At 72.1% G+C, this 16,968-nt stretch carries 17 protein-coding genes; 7 read left to right on the top strand and 10 right to left on the bottom strand.

All coding sequences use genetic code 11. From position 1 onward, the window contains the following. Nucleotides 1-7 precede the first annotated feature (7 nt). Entirely contained in the window at nt 8-1,150 is a 1,143-nt protein-coding gene (locus tag ACIA77_RS40435; RefSeq protein ID WP_395891435.1) for a low temperature requirement protein A, read from the bottom strand. Beyond that, nucleotides 1,147-1,719, bottom strand: a complete 573-nt coding sequence (locus ACIA77_RS40430) for a TetR family transcriptional regulator (protein ID WP_395891434.1) — start codon at nt 1,717-1,719, stop codon at nt 1,147-1,149. Before ACIA77_RS40430 ends, ACIA77_RS40435 begins: the two co-directional genes overlap by 4 nt. A gap of 159 nt (nt 1,720-1,878) precedes the next feature. Here ACIA77_RS40430 and ACIA77_RS40425 point away from each other — a divergent pair, with 159 nt between their 5' ends. From ACIA77_RS40425 to ACIA77_RS40410, 4 genes are all read left to right on the top strand, one after another. After that, nucleotides 1,879-4,179, top strand: a complete 2,301-nt coding sequence (locus ACIA77_RS40425; protein ID WP_395891433.1) for a penicillin acylase family protein — start codon at nt 1,879-1,881, stop codon at nt 4,177-4,179. A gap of 42 nt (nt 4,180-4,221) precedes the next feature. Further along, entirely contained in the window at nt 4,222-5,148 is a 927-nt protein-coding gene (locus ACIA77_RS40420) for a polysaccharide deacetylase (protein WP_395891432.1), read from the top strand. Between the two features lie 105 nt (nt 5,149-5,253). Further along, the gene (locus ACIA77_RS40415) at nt 5,254-6,861 is read left to right on the top strand and encodes a GAF domain-containing protein (RefSeq protein ID WP_395891431.1); all 1,608 of its coding nucleotides are present in this window, start codon (nt 5,254-5,256) and stop codon (nt 6,859-6,861) included. Further along, entirely contained in the window at nt 6,831-7,490 is a 660-nt protein-coding gene (locus ACIA77_RS40410; protein WP_395891430.1) for a response regulator transcription factor, read from the top strand. Before ACIA77_RS40415 ends, ACIA77_RS40410 begins: the two co-directional genes overlap by 31 nt. Before the next feature lie 343 nt (nt 7,491-7,833). Here the strand turns inward: ACIA77_RS40410 and ACIA77_RS40405 are convergent, their stop codons facing one another. Beyond that, the gene (locus ACIA77_RS40405; RefSeq protein WP_395891429.1) at nt 7,834-8,094 is read right to left on the bottom strand and encodes a hypothetical protein; all 261 of its coding nucleotides are present in this window, start codon (nt 8,092-8,094) and stop codon (nt 7,834-7,836) included. A gap of 170 nt (nt 8,095-8,264) precedes the next feature. Here ACIA77_RS40405 and ACIA77_RS40400 point away from each other — a divergent pair, with 170 nt between their 5' ends. Continuing rightward, nucleotides 8,265-8,816 carry a hypothetical protein gene (locus ACIA77_RS40400; RefSeq protein ID WP_395891428.1) on the top strand — a complete coding sequence of 184 codons (552 nt, stop codon included), beginning with the start codon at nt 8,265-8,267 and terminating at the stop codon, nt 8,814-8,816. Here ACIA77_RS40400 and ACIA77_RS40395 read toward each other — a convergent pair. Then, the gene (locus ACIA77_RS40395; RefSeq protein WP_395891427.1) at nt 8,785-9,606 is read right to left on the bottom strand and encodes an acyl-CoA thioesterase; all 822 of its coding nucleotides are present in this window, start codon (nt 9,604-9,606) and stop codon (nt 8,785-8,787) included. The genes ACIA77_RS40400 and ACIA77_RS40395 overlap by 32 nt on opposite strands. Nucleotides 9,607-9,627: 21 nt before the next feature. Continuing rightward, nucleotides 9,628-10,365 (bottom strand): alpha/beta fold hydrolase, encoded by a 738-nt coding sequence (locus tag ACIA77_RS40390; protein ID WP_395891426.1) that lies wholly within the window; start codon nt 10,363-10,365, stop codon nt 9,628-9,630. A gap of 48 nt (nt 10,366-10,413) precedes the next feature. On the opposite strand from ACIA77_RS40390, the gene ACIA77_RS40385 reads away from it, so the two are divergent. Beyond that, a complete protein-coding gene (locus ACIA77_RS40385; protein WP_395891425.1) occupies nt 10,414-11,685 on the top strand; it encodes a cytochrome P450 in 1,272 nt (423 codons plus the stop codon). Here the strand turns inward: ACIA77_RS40385 and ACIA77_RS40380 are convergent. Then, entirely contained in the window at nt 11,682-11,882 is a 201-nt protein-coding gene (locus ACIA77_RS40380; protein WP_395891424.1) for a hypothetical protein, read from the bottom strand. The two genes, ACIA77_RS40385 and ACIA77_RS40380, sit on opposite strands and share 4 nt — an antisense overlap. Nucleotides 11,883-11,884: 2 nt before the next feature. Then, the gene (locus ACIA77_RS40375) at nt 11,885-13,570 is read right to left on the bottom strand and encodes an alpha/beta fold hydrolase (protein WP_395891423.1); all 1,686 of its coding nucleotides are present in this window, start codon (nt 13,568-13,570) and stop codon (nt 11,885-11,887) included. Between the two features lie 152 nt (nt 13,571-13,722). Between ACIA77_RS40375 and ACIA77_RS40370 the strand changes: the two genes are divergently transcribed. Continuing rightward, entirely contained in the window at nt 13,723-14,283 is a 561-nt protein-coding gene (locus ACIA77_RS40370; RefSeq protein ID WP_395891422.1) for an RDD family protein, read from the top strand. Here ACIA77_RS40370 and ACIA77_RS40365 read toward each other — a convergent pair. The 3 genes from ACIA77_RS40365 to ACIA77_RS40355 form a co-directional block, all read right to left on the bottom strand. Continuing rightward, nucleotides 14,164-14,814, bottom strand: coding sequence for a response regulator (locus ACIA77_RS40365; RefSeq protein WP_395891421.1), 651 nt, complete (start codon nt 14,812-14,814; stop codon nt 14,164-14,166). The two genes, ACIA77_RS40370 and ACIA77_RS40365, sit on opposite strands and share 120 nt — an antisense overlap. 48 nt (nt 14,815-14,862) lie before the next feature. Next, a complete protein-coding gene (locus ACIA77_RS40360) occupies nt 14,863-16,023 on the bottom strand; it encodes a sensor histidine kinase (protein WP_395891420.1) in 1,161 nt (386 codons plus the stop codon). A gap of 87 nt (nt 16,024-16,110) precedes the next feature. After that, nucleotides 16,111-16,869: a maleylpyruvate isomerase family mycothiol-dependent enzyme gene (locus ACIA77_RS40355; RefSeq protein ID WP_395891419.1), complete on the bottom strand. Its 759-nt coding sequence runs from the start codon at nt 16,867-16,869 to the stop codon at nt 16,111-16,113. Nucleotides 16,870-16,968: the final 99 nt, after the last annotated feature.

Here is a 16,968-nt window from a genome sequence, read left to right as displayed (position 1 = left end):
CGCCGGCTCATCGCACCGCGTCGCGCACCGCGACGGCCAGCACCACCAGCATGATCACGAACGAGAGCACGAGCTGGGAAACCACCAGGGAAACCGGCACCAGCACCGCCAGCCCGCACAGGCCGGCGAGCCGCGACACCACCCACCGTCCCGACACCGTCCGCTGGAAGCACAGGTGACCGGCGAGGAACAGCGCCGGGCCCAGCAAGGAAACCGCCGCCGTGACGGGCGTGAGGTGGTGGTGCGGCTCGGCGATGGTCAGCTCGTCCGCGACGGCCGTGACGATGATGCCCGCGACCATCGGGATGTGCAGGTACGTGTACGCCGTGCGCCCGATCCGCGCGGGGTCCGCCGACGCGGCGATCGCCTCCGCGCCGAAGTGGGCTGAGCGGTCGAAGTACGTCCACCACAGCGCCACGCACGTCAGGAACGAGACGATCAGCGCCGCCACCGCGGAAGCCGAGAAGTGCTGCGACGCGAACGTCGTCCCCGTGACCACCACGGATTCGCCCAGCGCGATGATCACGAACAGGTGGCAGCGTTCGGCCAGGTGCGAACCGGTGATCACGCGATCGGCCGTCCCGGATTTGCCGAGCCCCGGCACGCGGAACCCCGTCAGCGGCGCGACGTTGTCCACGATCACCGCGGCCAGCCACAGGAAATCACGCGCCGGACCGTCCACAGTGGCGCCCGCGAGCCACAGGGCTCCAGAAGTGCAGAGCCACGCCGTGATGCGCTGGAACGTCCGCCGCAGTGCCGGGTCCCGCCGGCTGAGCCACAACGCGGCGAGCGTGCGGCCGATCTGCATCAGCACGTAGCTGCCCGCGAACCAGAACCCGCGATCGCCGAACGCGCCGGGCACGCCGGCGGCCGTGACGAGGCTGACGAGCATCGTGGCGATCAGCACGGCGCGCACCGGCAGGACCTCGGGGTCGAGCCAGTTCGTCAGCCACGTCGAGTACATCCACGCCTGCCACATCGCGAGCAGCACCAGCGCGGCGTGGAACGCGCCCAGCCAGCTCAGGTCGCCCAGCAGCAGGTGGGAGATCTGCGTGACGGCGTAGACGTAGACGAGGTCGAAGAACAGCTCGACGAACGTGACCTCGGTGGTGTCCTCCGCCCGATCCCGCACGTAGCGCGGGGTGATCACGAGCGCGGCGCCGTGATCCGGCGGACGGCTTCCAGCAGCGCGGCCCGGTGCTCGCCCAGCCCGTCGCGGCCCGACGCGGTGATCAGCGCGGGCGGCGCGTCGAGCCAGCTCTCGGTGATCCGCAGGACCATCGCGAACAGGTCGGCCGCCGGCAGCCGGTCGTCCAGCCGTCCTTCGCGTTGCGCGCCCGCGACGGCCTCGATCGCTTCGCGGTAGCTGGTGATCTCGGCTTCGCTGTGGTGGATCCGCTCGAAGCGGCGCCACGCGGCCAGCCGGGCTGTGTCGGGGTGGGTGCGCATGAAGTCGAACCGCGCGGCCGCGTACGCCTCGAGATCGCCGTCGACGAGCGGCGTTTCCTCGTGCAGCAGCCCGATCTGCCGGTGCAGCACGGCCTCGAACAGCTGGTCCTTGTCGCCGAAGTAGACGTACAGGAGCCGCTTGTTCGCGCCCGCCCGTTCGGCGATGCGGTCGATGCGCGCGCCGGCCAGGCCGTGGTCGGCGAACTCCGCCGTCGCCGCGGCCAGTAGCAGCTCTTTCGTGGCGCGGGAGTCGCGCGGTCGCTGGGGCACGGCGACCACGGTAGCCGAAGTAACTAACTTTTGATTTAGGTCCCCGGCTGCCCGAACGGGTAGTCACCCGCCACCCGCGCGGCCGCGAACTTCTGCCGACGCGGCGACCGCTCCGGCTGTTTGACTGCAGCCACCTCGATGACGAGACGGGAGACAGTGGTGGCACCTGAACGAACGTCCCACACGCTGCCCGGGCTGACGGCGCCGGCCGAGATCGTGGTCGACCGCTGGGGCGTGCCCCACATCTACGCGGCGAGCACGTACGACGCCTTCCGCGTGCAGGGCTTCAACGCCGCTCGCGACCGGTTGTGGCAGATCGACTTCTGGCGCCGGCGCGGCCTCGGCCGGCTGGCCGAAGTCTTCGGCGCCGAACACGTGGAACGCGACCGCGCTGCGCGGCTGTTCCTCTATCGCGGCGACATGCACCGCGAGTGGCTCGCGTACGGCTCGGACACGAAACGCGCGACGACGGCGTTCGTCGAAGGCGTCAACGCGTTCGTGGAGCTCACGCGCAGCGACCCCGAGCTGCTGCCCGCGGAGTTCCGGGAGCTGGGCTACGAGCCGGCGCGGTGGGAACCCGAAGACGTGGCGCGCATCCGTAGCCACGGCCTCTTCTACAACGTCCGAGAGGAGGTCGCCCGCGCCCGGACGCTGCGCGACCTGCCGACGGACGTCGAAGAGCTGCGGCGCCGGCGTGAGCCGTGGCGGCCGGTCGAGGTCCCGGACGGCCTCGACCTCGCCGCGATCCCCGACGACGTGCTGCGCGTGTACGACCTGGCGACGACCGCGCCGGTCTTCGCGCCGCCCGCGCCGGACGACCCGCAGGGCGACGTGTTGCCCGAAGGCAGCAACAACTGGGTCCTCGCCGGTTCGCGGACGCGCTCGGGCCGTCCGCTGCTGGCCAACGACCCGCACCGCGCGGCCGCCGCGTTGCCCGGCTTGCGCTACATCGCGCACCTCAACGCGCCGGGCCTCGACGTGATCGGCGGCGGCGAGCCGGCGCTGCCCGGCATCTCCATCGGCCACAACGGGCAGATCGCGTTCGGGCTCACGATCTTCGCGATCGACCAGGAAGATCTCTACGTCTACGAAACCGATCCCGAAGACCCCGCGAACTACCGCTACGACGGCCGCTGGGAGCCGATGCGGCGCGTCACGGAGACGATCGCGGTGCGCGACGGCGATCCGGTCGAGGTCGAGCTGCTCTTCACCCGTCACGGCCCGGTCGTGTACCAGGACCCGGAGAAGCGCACGGCGTTCGCGGTGCGCGCGGCTTGGCTCGAAGCCGGCATGGCGCCCTACCTCGGCAGCATGGACTACATGCGCGCCCGGAACTGGGACGAGTTCTCGGCCGCGATGAACCGCTGGGGCGCGCCGCCGGAGAACCAGGTCTACGCCGACCCGTCGGGCCGCATCGCCTGGCAGACCGGTGGCCTCACGCCGATCCGGCCCAACTGGGACGGCACGCTGCCCGTCCCCGGCGACGGCCGCTTCGAGTGGGCCGGCTTCTACGACACCGACCAGCTGCCCGGCGCCGTCGACCCGGAGGCGGGATTCCTGGCCACGGCCAACGAGATGAACCTGCCGCCGGACTACCCGCCGGAGCGGCACATCACCTACGACTGGTACGCGCCTTACCGCAAACACCGCATCGACGAAGTGCTCGCGCAGACCACGGACGCCACGCCGCAGAGCATGGTCGCCCTGCAGAGCGACTTCCTGTCCATCCCGGCGCGGCGGATCGTCGCGCGGCTGCGGGAGCTGCGTGCGGACGTCGACGGGCTGGACCTGCTGACGAGCTGGGACGCGGTGCTCGCCCCCGACAGCGCGGCCGCCGCGCTGTTCGAGGTCTGGTACCGCCGGCACCTGCGGCCCGCATTGCTCGCGCAGGCCCTGGAACCGCTGGTGGGCGCGGAAGCCGCCGACGCGACCGCCACGCGCGTCTCACCAGCGGAGGACCTGCTCGCCGACGCGCGGATCGACCTCGAGCTGGTCGAGAACTCCGACGGGTTCGCCGACGTCGTCGCGAAAACCCTGCCCGCCGCCGTCGCCGACGTCGAAGAACTGCTGGGCGCGGACCGGAGTGCGTGGGCGTGGGGCCGGCTGCACGTCGCCCGCGCGCAGCACCCGCTTAAGGCGTTGCTGGGCAACCTGCCCCAAGACCGGCTCGCGACGGAACCGCTTCCGCGCGGCGGCAGCGGCGACACCGTCGGGAACACCGCGTACGGCCCGAATTTCGTGCAGTCGGCCGGCGCGACGTTCCGGCTCGTCGTCGACGTCGGCGAGTGGGATTCGTCGCTCGCCATGAACGCGCCGGGCCAGTCCGGCCAGCTCGACGACCCGCACCTGACCGACCTGTTCGCCGCGTGGACGCGCGGCGAGGCCTTCCCCCTGCTCTACAGCCGGGAGCGGATCGACGCGGAGGCGGAGACCGTGATCGAGCTGAACCCGCCCGCCTGAAACCACCCCCGCCTGAAACTCACCACGGAAAGAGGAGGACCCATGGGTCACCTGCAACTCCCGCCCGGCAAGAAGATCGCCGTGAACCTCGGCACCGACTTCGACGCCCAGTCGCTGTGGCTGGGCGGGTTCAACCGGCCCAGCCCGTCGTTCATGTCGCGCGGCCAGTTCGGCGCTGAGGTCGGCGTGCCGCGGCTACTGGAGCTCTACCAGCGCTTCGACATCACCACGACCTGGTTCACCCCGGGGCACTCCGTGGACACGTTCCCCGAGCAGTGCAAGGCGGTGCTGGAAGCGGGCCACGAATTCGGCCACCACGGCTACTACCACGAGATCCCGCCGGGCATCGAACGCGACACCGAGCGCCGGCTCGTGGACCTCGCGTTCGCCACGTACAAGAACGTGCTCGGCATCCGCCCCACCGGCTACCGCTCGCCCTACTGGGACTACAGCGAGAACACCCTCGACATCATCGAGGAGTCCGGCTTCCGCTACGACACGAGCCTGATGGCGCGCGACCTCGTGCCGTACCACCCGCAGCGCTGGCAGATCAACTGGGAGAAGGGCAACGTCGCGGGCCCGGCCAGCTCTGTGCTGGAGATCCCGGTGAACTGGTACCTCGACGACTTCCCGCCGCTCGCCTACACCGGGACGTCCACCGGCATGCAGGACACGGAGACGATCTTCCGGCGCTGGCGCGACATCTTCGACTACGCCTACGAACGCGTGCCGAACCCGGTGTTCGCCTCCTGCGTGCACCCGCAGATCATCGGCCAGGCGCACAACATGCTCTGGTACGAGAAGCTCATCGAGCACATCGTCTCCCGCGACGGCGTCTGGTTCGCCACGTGCGACGAGATCGCCCGCGCGTGGGTCGACGACGAAGAGGACGAGCGCCTCAAGGCCCTGCCCGAGGTGCGCGGGGTGGAACCGCCTCCGGCGGACTCGAGCTGGGCGCGGCAGGCCTGACCTGTCGCCCGAACCGCCGGTCCGGGCCGGTTCGCCGCATCCGGAGCCGTGACGGTTCGCGGCTCGTGTGGGACGCTGGCGGGCGCGCAGAGAGGACGAACGCTCGTGGACTACCTCGTCGACGGTGGTGGTTTGCAGGCGATCGACGACGCCCTGCGCCCGATCCTCGACGAGATCCGCGAACTGCTGGCGGCCGACGTCGGCCTCGTCGTCTACGAACCGCGCCGCAGCGGGCCGCCGCACGTCGTGCTGTCGGGCACCACCGGCTGGAGCGAGCGGTTCCTGCCGCACGAACCCGTGGTCGCCAACCAGCCGCTGCCCCAGCGCGAGCCGGCTTCGCTCGTGGAGCTGGAGATCCGGTCGAAGCTGCGCAACCACGCCGTGCGGCTCGCGGCGTGCGTGGTGGTGCCGTGGCGCGACGCGCACGGCACAGGCGCGGTCGTCGTGGGGACGCTCGGCGCGCCCGTGTGCGATCCGGCGCAGCTGGGCGACGAGGCGCTGCGCACCCACTACCGCACGACGATCGCGCGCGCCCTGCGCCAGGCGCGCCGCTCGGGCGCCGTGCAGTTGGGCCGTCAGCTGCGGGGTGCGGCGCGGCTGGTGGCCGAGGCCGCGGTGGACGGCCCGGACGTGCCGACCGTGCTGTCGGCGGTGCTGACGTCGGCGCGCGACCTGATGCGCTCGGAGGTGGCGTACCTGGCCGTGCCGGACGGCGGGCCGGGGACGTTCGTGTTCGACCAGGTGCTGGGGATCCGGACGCCGGCGTTCCGGAGCCTGCGCGTGCAGCTGGGGCAGGGCCTCGGCGGGCTCGCACGCGAACTGGGCCGGCCGATCCGCTCGGCCAACTACGCGGCCGACGCGCGGCTGCAGGCTGCGCCCGTGAGCGAGACGCGCGACGAGGGCATCATCTCGGCGATGGCCGTGCCGGTGCTGGTGGGCCGGGAGATCGCCGCCGTGCTCTACGTCGGCGACCGGCGGATGCGCGCGTTCACGCCCGTCGACGAGGACCTGCTGGAGGAATTCGCGGGGCACGCGTCGCTGGGTCTGCGCCGGCGGCTGAGCGAAAGCCGCCGGCTGGCGACGGTGGAGCGGTCCGTGCGCGAGCAGGTCGCCTATGACTTGCACGATTCCGTGGTCCGGGGGCTCGTGACGATCGGCTTCGAGGCCGAACAGGCGGGGTTTTCCGCTACAGACCCGGAAACCGCGTCGCGGCTGGCAGCGATCGCGCGCGCCGCGGAGGCGTGCATGGCGCGGCTGCGCGGGGAGCTGGGCACGCTCGTCGTCGGGTCGCACCCGGGGGTGGTGCGGGCTTCGGAGGTGCTGGAACGCATCGACGGCCTGCCGGACCGTGGCGTGCCGAGGGTGGTCGAGCTCGAGGGGGATGACGTGCCACTGGTGCGTGAAGTGGCCGACGCGCTGGTGCGCGTGGGCCGGGAAGCCGTGGCCAACGCCGAGCAGCACTCGGGCGGCTCGCGGCTGGCGGTGCGGGTGGCGACGACGACCGCGCGGGTGGTGAGCTTGCAGGTCACGGACAACGGGACGTTCGACGCCGCCGCGCTCACGCCGTCTTCGGGCCACTTCGGGATGCGTGCGATGCGTTCGGCGGTCGAGGAGCTGGGCGGGCAGCTGACCGTCGCTCCCGCGCCCGGCCACGGCACCGTGGTCCACACGACGATCCCGGTGTGGCCCGCGCCCCGGACGGTGCCGTCGTGATCCGCTTCTGCGTCATCGACGACCACGAGGTCGTGCACGACGGCCTCCGCGCCATGGCCGACCGCGAACCGGACCTCGAGTTCCTCGGCGGCGCCACGACCGTCCCGGACGGCGAGCACCTCGTGGAGCAGGTGCACCCCGCCGTCGCCATCCTCGACCTCCGCATCGGCGAACGCGACGGCGGCAACGGGATCGACCTGTGCCGCACGTTCCACTCGCGCTACCCGGGGCTGGCGGTGGTGCTCTTCAGCGCGTACGGCAACGGGGAACTGCTCGCCCAGGCCATCGCCGCGGGCGCCGCGGGCTACATGCTCAAGGAGACTTCGGTCGGGCGCGTGCCGGGCATCCTGCGCGAGATCACCGCGAGCGGGAGCTGGTTCGAACCGCGCATCGCCAGCGAACTCCTGCAGCGCCGTGCGGGGACCGCCGCGCCCGCCGCCTTCAGCGCTCAGGAACTGGAGATCGTGCGGGGCATCAGCCGGGGTGAGAACAACCACGAAATCGGTGAACAGCTGCACATCAGCCCGCACACGGTGAAGTACCACATCGCGTCGATGCTGCGCCGCCACGAGGTGCACCGCCGCGCCGAACTGGTGCGGCTGGCATCGGATCTGCACCTGCTGGAGTGAGCACCGGATCGAGCCGGCGTGGTGGCGGCTTTGCCCTGCGTTTGCCTTGCCCAGCAGGGTTTCGGGCACCGGCGGACGCGTGGTGGTTGCGGATTCGTTCGCCCGCCACGCTTGCTGACGCGGAAATCAGCACCTGCGCACATCCGCCCGCTGAGTCGAGTTCCGCGGTACGGCCGGCACGGGTCCGGACGAGGCGGCGGTGTTCACCGCGAGCCCGGACAAGCCTGCGCGCCACCCATGCCGGAACCGGTTCAGCCCAGGTCAGCGCCCTTGGACTGAACCTTCCCCCTCCACACCCCCGGGAAACCCGGGTGGGCGAACCCCCATCGAGCGGTTTCCGTACTCAGGAAGCCGCGGCCAAGCGCACGCGGCGGGTGCGCGAGTACGACACCAGCTCACGCACCTCGTCGGTCGTGATGATGCGCACTGCGTCGTCCAGGAGTTCGGCTGTGGCGACCTGCAGGGGCCAGCCCGCCAGGCCCGGGGCGGGCTCGTGCCAGAACCACTGGCCCTGCGTCAGGTCCTCGGCGAAGACGGTGTCTTCGGCAACCTCGGCACCGGCAGCCGTGTGTCGGCCGAGGGTGGGGATTTCGTCGTAAGTCATGGGCGAAGCCTATCGGCGCCCACCGACAAAAAACGGTCCACCGTGGACCACCGTCGTGACCGGCGTTTTTGCGAGCGGGCGCCCGCTGGCCTAGGCTGCGCCGAATCACCGGGAGTACCGCGGACCACCGCTGGACCGGAAGAAGAACCGGAAGAACAGGAACAGGCGACATGCCCCTGCTTGACTCCGGGTCGTACCGTGACGTCGACCTGCCGACGATCGTCCGCATGGAGCGGAAGCTGCCCTGGTTCGGGTGGCCGCACCTGCCGCTCGGCCTGCTGGTCTGCGTCGCCGCGATCCTGGCCGCCTACCGCGTGCCCGTGTCGTACCACACCACCACCGCGCTGGTCGCCGGCGGCGGCGTGCTCGGGGGCTTCTGCGGCTACGGTTGCGGCCTCGTGATGGTGAGCACACCCGACCTCGTCAAAACGGGCCGCCTGCGCTGGCGCCGCACGCGCGTGCTGCGCGGCCTGCTCCTCGCGTTCGCCGCCCTGTCGGCCGCGTCGCTGGTGCTGGTCGCGGTGTGTCACGTCGTGCTGCTGGCCGGTGCGTCGGGCCTGCACCCGTTCACGCTGTCGCTGCAGGCCGCGCTCTACCTCGTGCTGGCCGCGGGGAACACGGCGCTCGCGGTGCTCGAGACGCTGAGCCTTACGAAAGTCCTCAATGGAGTGTCCGTTGTGGACGAGAACCTCACCGGCGCCGCAGCAGGACTTCCTGCGTGACGGACGCCACGAGCCGCCCGTCGGTGGTGTAGAACTCGCCGTGGGTGAGGCCGCGTTCGCTCGAGAAGCTGCGGCTCTCCATGTCGAACAGCAGCCATTCGTCGGCGCGGAACGGGCGGTGGAACCACACCGCGTGGTCCAGCGACGTCAGGTGCGGCTTGCCCGGCTCGTCGCGGTGCGGCAGGGCGGCCGTGCCGGCCAGGCGGATGTCGGAGATGTAGGTGAGCGCGCACACGTGCGCGAGCGGGTTGTCGGGCAGCCGGCCCTTCGCGCGCACCCAGATGCGCTGCCGCGGTCCCGCGCCGAGGTCCGGCAGCCCGGCGTCCGGGTCGCTGATGAACCGCGCTTCGATCACCGACAGCATGATCGGCAGCTCGTCCTCGTCGCGCACCTCGACGTCGTCCGGCTGCGGCACTTCCGGCATCCGCGCCTGGTGCTCGCTGCTCTCCGCGGGCCGCTGGAACGACGCCGACAGGCTGAAGATCGTCTCCCCGTTCTGGATCGCCGCCACGCGCCGCGTGGTGAACGAGCCGCCGTCGCGCGTGCGCTCGACCTCGTAGACGATCGGCAGGTCCGTGCGGCCGCCGCGGATGAAGTAGCCGTGCAGCGAGTGCACCCCGCGGTCCTCGGGCACGGTCGCGCCCGCCGCCGTGAGGGCCTGCGCCGCGACCTGGCCGCCGAACGCCCGCTGCGGTGAGCCCTCGTGGCTGAAGCCGCGGAAGAGGTTGCGTTCGAGCGGTTCCAGCTTCAGGAGCTGGTCGATGCCGGGGTGCACGGGGTCGCTGATCACGCCGCCATCGTAAGTGACCGTTCAGCCGTCACGCTCGGTGAGCTTCGTCAACAACGGCAGCAGCGCCGCGGGGTCTTCGACGTGCGCGTTGTGCCCGAGCCCGGGCAACGTCACGGCGTCGGCGGCCAGCGCCTGCAGCTGTTCGGGCCGCGACATCGGGTCGTTCTCCCCGGCTGCCAGCACGACGGGACACCGGGCTTGTGCGAGCAGGCTCGGCAGGTCCGGCGCGCCCACACCGAACGCCGCCGCGTCGAGCGAAAGCCGCCAGCCGTCGGGCGTTTCGACGACGCCGGCCGGATCCGCGGGCGCGATCCCGGTGAGGCCGGACACCTTGAGGTACGCGACTTCCGCGTCCTCGCGCGCCGGGAACAGCCGCGGCGGCCGGGCGGCCGTCGCCGCGGCCCGGTCCAGCTCGGCTTCGCTCCACACCACTTTCACGCCCAACGCCAGCACACCGGCGACGTCGAGCCCGTGCCGCCCGCTCGCCAGCTCCAGCGCGAGCACCCCGCCCAGCGAATGCCCGGCGACCACCACCGGCCCGGACTCGTCCAGACCGGCGGCTACCGCGGCCGCCAGCGCGGGGAAGGAATACCCCGGCAGCGGCGCCGAACCCCCGTGTCCGGGCAGGTCGGGGACGAGCAGCCGGTGGTCCAGCACTTCGGTCAGGCCGTGCCACACCGCGCCGGTCGCGCCGAGGCCGTGGAGCAGCAGCACGGCCGGTTCACCGCGGCCGCCGGTGCGCAGCTTCAGGGTTTCCACCGGACGGATCCTCCCGCAGCCGGGGCTCGCGGGGCTAGGGTCGGAACCGTGTCGAGTGCCGTGATCGCCGATGCGGAGACCTACGTCGAGGGCGTGCCGTACGACCTGCTCGCGCGGCTGCGCCGCGAGACGCCGGTGACGCGCGTCGGCGACTTCTGGGCCGTGCTCCGCCACGCCGACGTGCGCCACGTGCTGCGCAACCCGGCCACGTTCTCGTCGCAGCTCGGCGGCACGCAGATCCGCGACCCCGCGACTTCGGAAGACCTGCGCTACGTGCGCCGGATGATGCTCAACCTGGACCCGCCCGAGCACGGGCGCCTGCGCGGCCTGCTCACGAAGGCGTTCACCCCGCGCGCGGTCGGCCGGCTCACCGAGCGCATCGAGACGTGGGCTCACGACCTGGTCGCGGCCGTCGCCGGCCGCGGCGAGTGCGATTTCGCCAAGGACGTGGCCGCCGACCTGCCGCTGCTCACGCTCGCCGAGGTGTTCGGCGTGCCCGAGCAGGACCGGCGGCTGATGTTCGACTGGAGCAACCGCGTGATCGGCTACCAGGACGCCGAATACGCGGTGAGCGCGACGGTCCGGCCCGAGGACGTCACCGACCTCGCCCGCGAAGCGCTGGCCGTGCGGCCGGAACCGGGGCCCGGCGGCGCGATGCCGGACCCGCGCACACGGGCGGGCATGCCGGACCTCTACGCGTACGCGAACGCGCTCGGCGAGTACAAACGCAGCCACCCCGGCGACGACGTGATGAGCAACCTCATGCAGCACGTCGACGACGACGGCGGCCGGGTGTCGATCGCGGAGTTCGAGAACCTCTTCTGGCTGTTTTCCGTGGCGGGCAACGAAACCCTGCGCAACGGCCTGCCCGGCGGGCTCGCGGCGCTCATCGCGCACCCGGTCCAGTACCGCAAGCTCCTCGACGACCGGACGCTGCTGCCCGGCGCCGTCGAGGAGATGCTGCGCTGGTGGACACCGGTCATGCACTTCCGCCGCACCGCCACGGAGGACACACGGCTGTCCGATGTGGACATCAAGGCGGGCGACAAGGTCGTGGTCTGGTTCTCCTCGGCCAACCGCGATGAGACCGTGTTCGCCGATCCCGACGCCTTCGACGTCACGCGCGCGCCGAGCGAGCACCTGACGTTCGGCCACGGCCCGCACTTCTGCCTCGGCTCGCACCTCGCGCGCGTGCAGCTGCGGGCGCTCTTCGAGGCCGTCCTGGACCAGCTCGGCGAAGTCCGCCTCGCGGGCGAACCGCGGCGGCTGCGGTCGAACTTCCAGAACGGCCTCAAGAGCCTCCCCATCCGGTGGGGCTAGTCCTTCGTGAGGACGAGCTTGGCCACGCCGGTCGAGGTGAAGCCGAGCACGATGAACGCCAGGATCGCGTACTGCACCAGCGAATCCCCGGCGAACCCGGTGGCCAGCTCGGCGATCAGGAGCCCGAGCATGACCAAGCCGATCGCGACGTAGGCCCAGGCCGCGGCGCGGGTGCGGGGCAACCAGCGGAGTCCCATGATTACCTCCCGGTGTTGAGGGTGTGGATCAGGTCCTGCACGGTCTGGCGCAGGTGTGACAGCGCGTCGTGCACTTCGGTCGCGACGCCGCCGGCCGGGTGGCCGACGGGACCGGCCACGGGGTGCACCTCGTCCTCGCCCGGCAGCGGCACCCCGGGGCACGTGGTCGACGCCAGCCGCGAGTTCTCGGTGAGGAACGTGTTCACGAGCCCGTCGACGCACGGGTTGCCGTTGATCGCGTACTGGCCGTGGAACGGGGCGTCGGCCACGGAGATCAGCGGCACGCCCGCCGCGCGAGCCGCGGCGTGGGCCTGTTCGTAGCCGGTCTGCGGGTCGAACTCGCCCTGGACGACGAGCACGTGGCTCGCGACCGAGGCCGGCAGGTCCGGCAGCTCGTGCTGCGGTGCTTCCGACCAGTAGCCGCACGCTTCGCTGAGCCCGTAGGCCCAGCCGTACAGCGGGTCGGCGGGGCCCTGGCGGTCGCTGAGGTGCCGGTACCAGCTCGCCGACCGCGTCGGCTGGTCGCCGCACGCGACCGCGTAACGGGTGCCGCTCACCGGCGCGTAGTCGGGCGTGGCCGCGGCGACCTCCGCCGTGGTCAGGTCCGCGGCCGGCACGCCGAACGCGGCGCGTGACTCGGCGTCGAGGTCCGCGGCGAGGTCCTCCGGCGGCGCCGGTTTCGTGCCGTCGAGCGCCGCCGCGCCCTGCGTGAAGACGAGCGCGCCGAGCAGCCACTGCAGCTTGCTGCCGTTGCCGACGAAGAACTGGTCGAAGGCGTCGGGCGACACGCCGTGGGCGGCGTAGTACGCGCGCACCTGCTCGTACTCCTGCTTCACGGCCGCCGGGGATTTCCCGAGCTGGTCCGGGAACTGGCGCGCGAGCCACGGCACGTAGACGTCGTCGAACTGCCGCTGGTCGATCACCGGGAACGCCTCGAAGTCGGCCTGCAACCGGCCTTCGAAGTTCACGCTCGAGTCGAGCACGATCTTGCCCGCGTGCCCGGGGAACAGCGACGCGTACTTCGCGCCGAGCCACGTCCCGTAGGAGTAGCCGAGGTAGTTGAGCTGCTGCTCACCCAGCAGCGTGCGGATGAGGTCCATGTCGTGCGTCGTCTGCCACGTCGTGATGTACGGCGCGAGTGCGTCGCTCTGGCACGCTTCGGCGATCGCGCGCGGCTTCGCCTGGTGTGCGGCGATGCTCGCGGCGGAGCGGTCGCGCGCGTCGAGCGTGGTGCCCTCCGGCAGGCGGTCTGTGGGCACCTGGCACTGGAACCCCTTGTCGGAGCTGCCTTCCCGGCCGGTGCCGCGCGGGTCCATGCCGATGAAGTCGTACTGCGCGTTGACCGTCGGCTCGAGCCCGGCGAGCTGGCCGGCGAGCGACGTGCCCTGCCCGCCCGGGCCGCCGGGGTTCACCAGCAGCGCGCCCTGCCGCGCCCCCGTGGCGGCGACGCGGCTGATGGACACCTTCAGATCGACGCCCGCGGCCGGGTTCGCCCAGTCGCGTGGCACGGTGATTTCGGCGCACTGCGCGGGTTTCGCGCCGTCGGCGGTCTTGAACGCGCAGTCGCTCCACGCGATCTGCTGGCTCGTGTAGCGCGCCAGTGGGTCGGCCGCCGCGGACGCGGTCGCCGGCACCGCCGCCGCGAGCAGCGCCGTGACCGCCACCAGTCCTGTTCTGGGTGTACGCACCGCAAGTCCTTTCGTCCGTGGTCGGCTCGCCACCGAGTGTCGGGCGCGCGCGGACGGCGGCGATCAGCCTGCGGTACGAACTTCGGCCGCGGCCTCGGCCGTGCGGACGAGACCAGACTGCGCCGCGGGGCCGCACCGGTGATGATGAAGACATGACCACTCCCCGGCCCGGCCCCGGACTGGTGGCCCGGCGGATCGCGCAGTACCTGCTCGACGCGCTGCTCGTGGCCGTGCCGATCGCGGTACTGGCGGTGCTCGTCGCGAAGTACCTGCACCCGCGGGGTTTCGGCGCGTTCGTGACGTTCCTGAAGATCGAGGCGTACACGGTGTTCGTGGTGTGGGCGCTCGCGTTCTGGTTCATCACGATCTGGTGGCCGCACCGCCACGGCGGCCGGACCCCCGCGATGCGCTGGCTGAAGCTGCGCGTGGTGACGCTCGAGGGCGGTCAGCCGCCGCTGCGCGCGTTCGTGATCCGGGCGCTGCTGATGGTCGTCGACGGGTTCTGCTGGGGCCTCGCGGGTGTGGTGATCATGCTGTGCACGCCGCGGCGGCAGCGCCTCGGCGATCTCGTGGCCGGCACGGTCGTGGTGTCGTCAGCGGACGAGCCCGGTCTCCCACGCCCAGATGGCGATCTCGGTGCGGTTGCGAGCCCGCAGCTTGCGCTGGGCGGCCGCGAGGTGGGTCTTCACGGTGGAGAGCGACAGGACGAGTGATTCGCAGATCTCCGCGTTGGTCTGGCCGTGCGCCACGGCTTTGACGACGTCGACCTCGCGGTTCGTGAGCGGACTGTCCGGTTCGGACTGTGCCTTGTTCGCGCTGCCGACGAAGTGGGCCAGCAGCCGGGTGGTGATGGCCGGGGAGACGAGCGCTTCCCCGTGTGCGGCCGCGTGGACGGCCTCGATGAGCAGCGTCGCGCCGGCGTCCTTGAGCAGGAAGCCGCACGCGCCCGCGCGCAGGGCGGCGTGAACGTTCTCGTCGAGCCCGAACGTCGTGACCATCACGACGTGCAGCGGGTCGGCGACGTCGGGGCCGGCCAGGAGTTTCGTGGCCTGCAGGCCGTCGACGCCGGGCATGCGGATGTCCATGAGCGTGACGTCGGGGCGCAGTTCGCGGGCCAGGCGCACGGCGTCCTGACCGTCGGCGGCCTCGCCGACGACCTCGAGGTCCGGCTCGCCTTCGAGGATGAGCCGGAAGCCCGTGCGGACCATCGCCTGGTCGTCGGCGATCAGCACGCGGATGGGCACGGGGTTCCTCCAGGTCGCTTCGGGTCAAACGGGGGGTCAGGCGGGGTTTCACGCGGGGTCGAGCGGCAGGCGGGCGGCGACCCGCCACCGGTGCCCGGGCTCCGGGCCCGCCGAAACCGTACCGCCGACGGCGGTGACGCGTTCGGTCATGCCGATCAAGCCGTAACCACCGGGCCGCGCGGGTTTGGCGGCGCCGTTGTTGCCGACTTCGACGACGAGGTGGTGCTGATCGCGCCGGACGCGCACGTGCACTTCGCTGGCGCGCGGCGCGTGGCGGCGGACGTTGGTGAGGGACTCGGTGATCAGCCGGTGCACGGTGGTCACGACCTCGGGCGTCGCGGTGAGGCCGGTGAGGTCGTCGGGGACGTCGAGGGTGACGCTGCCGTCGTCGGGCACCGCGCGGTCGACGGCCGAAGCGAGCCCGGACGGTGGACTGAACAAGTTCTCGCCCTCCGTGCGCAGGGTGCCGACGAGCCGCCGCATCGACGCGAGCGCTTCGGCGCCTGCCTGCTCGATCTCGGTGAACGCGCTCGTGTCGCCGCCTGCGCGCTCGGTCACGCGGTGCGCGGCCTGCACGCGCACGACGATGCCGGTGATCTGGTGCGCCACGAGGTCGTGCAGCTCGCGCGCGAGGTTCAGCCGCTCCGCCGTGCGCACCTCGACGGCCTCGGCGCGCGCCCGCGCGTCGGCGTCGCGCAGCAGCAGGCCGATCGCGAGCGCCGCACCCCACGCGACGGCCGCGGCGGCGGAGAACAGCGCGGCCGGCGAGCCGATGCCGTAGCGGAGCACCGGCGCCGCCACGGCCGCGATGCCGCCCAGGATCGACAGCGCCGCCGCCGGTGTGCGCTGCAACCGGTGGCAGCACGCGCCGACGACCAGCGCGATCGCCAGCGCCTCGGCCCCGCTCGGCTGCACCGGCAGCCGCTGCCCGAGCGCGGCGACGCCCGCCGTGACGGCCGTGCCGAGCAGCGACAGCCCCGACACCGCCGCCGCGATCAGCACGATGTGCTGCGGAAACCGCCGCCGCAGCACCGCCAGCACCGCCACCACCGGCCCCAGCCCCGGCGCGAAATCCACGGCGATCAGCGCGAGCGCACCCTGCGCCGGCCCCGATCGCGCGAACACCACCGCGTCGAGGACCACGAGCACGACGAGCGCCGCGAGTTCCGCGACGAACGCGATGCGCGGGCCCAGCCGCTGGGTGGTCATCTGCCGATCGTGCCGTGCCCGGCGGCCGTTCGCCTCCTGCGCGGGTCCGAAGTGCCTCGGCCGTGCGGCTGACCCCGGCGGTGAGCCTCAGCCGAAGCTGACGAGCGACAGCCACCGGCCGAGGAAATCCGTGTCGCCGGTGACCTTCGCGGTGGTGGCCGGAGTGCGGCCGTAGACGATCAGCAGCAGGTCGGTCAGCGGCGCCTCGACGGTGACCGCCGGGTGCTCGACGGGGCCGGGCTGCCACGCGGGCAGCTCGCCGGTGAGGTCGACCGTCCACGAAGCGGTGTGGTCGGTCGGGGCGAGGTGGATCGTGTGGCCGGGCCCCTGGAGCGCGCGGCGCTCGGGGAAGTAGTCGAACATCACCGGCAGCGAGCCCAGTTCGAGCCACTCGCCCATCGTGTCGCCGGCGGTTTCGGCGTCGAGCTCGAACGGCTGCCCGAGGGCGAGCGCCACGTCGGCGCGGTGCATCGCCGTTTCGTGCAGGAAGCGCCGTGCGTAGAACGCGGCGCACGGTGGCCCGGCGGGCACGGGGGTCCACACGACGGCGCCGGGCCCGGCGGTGCGCAGCGTCGCCGCCAGGTGGGCGGCGCCCGCGGTCAGCCATTCACCGGGCCGCACCGCGTGGCCGGGGTTGCGCAGGTACTCGTCCGACGGCGGCTCGGGCGCGCCGCTGCGCACGATCTCCTCCGCGTACCGGTGCCCCGCGCCGACGTGGTTCAGCAGCTGCCCGAGGCTCCAGTCGGGGCACGCCGCGATCCGCGTGGCCGGATCCGCGCCCCGCGCGGCGGCGCGCAGCAGCTCGGTCTGCTCGACGATCCCGGCGACGCGACGTTCGAAGTCCATGGAGGTGTCCTACCTTCTTTGTTGGGTCTGAACTGGTCATTCGTAGGATCGGTGGGCCCTGGGGCTCCGGGTATGGCTTGCATGGCGTCGCCGTTGGCA

Source organism: Amycolatopsis sp. NPDC051903 (assembly GCF_044452505.1).
Classification (GTDB): domain Bacteria; phylum Actinomycetota; class Actinomycetes; order Mycobacteriales; family Pseudonocardiaceae; genus Amycolatopsis.
Note: the sequence above shows the minus strand (reverse complement) of the source record. Positions and strands in the feature narration are given on the sequence as shown.

Coding starts and splice junctions, on each gene's coding strand:
- ACIA77_RS40405 (WP_395891429.1), bottom strand. CDS start 8,094: ATGACTTACGACGAAATCCCCACCCTCGGCCGACACACGGCTGCCGGT.
- ACIA77_RS40380 (WP_395891424.1), bottom strand. CDS start 11,882: ATGGGACTCCGCTGGTTGCCCCGCACCCGCGCCGCGGCCTGGGCCTAC.
- ACIA77_RS40420 (WP_395891432.1), top strand. CDS start 4,222: ATGGGTCACCTGCAACTCCCGCCCGGCAAGAAGATCGCCGTGAACCTC.
- ACIA77_RS40370 (WP_395891422.1), top strand. CDS start 13,723: ATGACCACTCCCCGGCCCGGCCCCGGACTGGTGGCCCGGCGGATCGCG.
- ACIA77_RS40355 (WP_395891419.1), bottom strand. CDS start 16,869: ATGGACTTCGAACGTCGCGTCGCCGGGATCGTCGAGCAGACCGAGCTG.
- ACIA77_RS40400 (WP_395891428.1), top strand. CDS start 8,265: ATGCCCCTGCTTGACTCCGGGTCGTACCGTGACGTCGACCTGCCGACG.
- ACIA77_RS40360 (WP_395891420.1), bottom strand. CDS start 16,023: ATGACCACCCAGCGGCTGGGCCCGCGCATCGCGTTCGTCGCGGAACTC.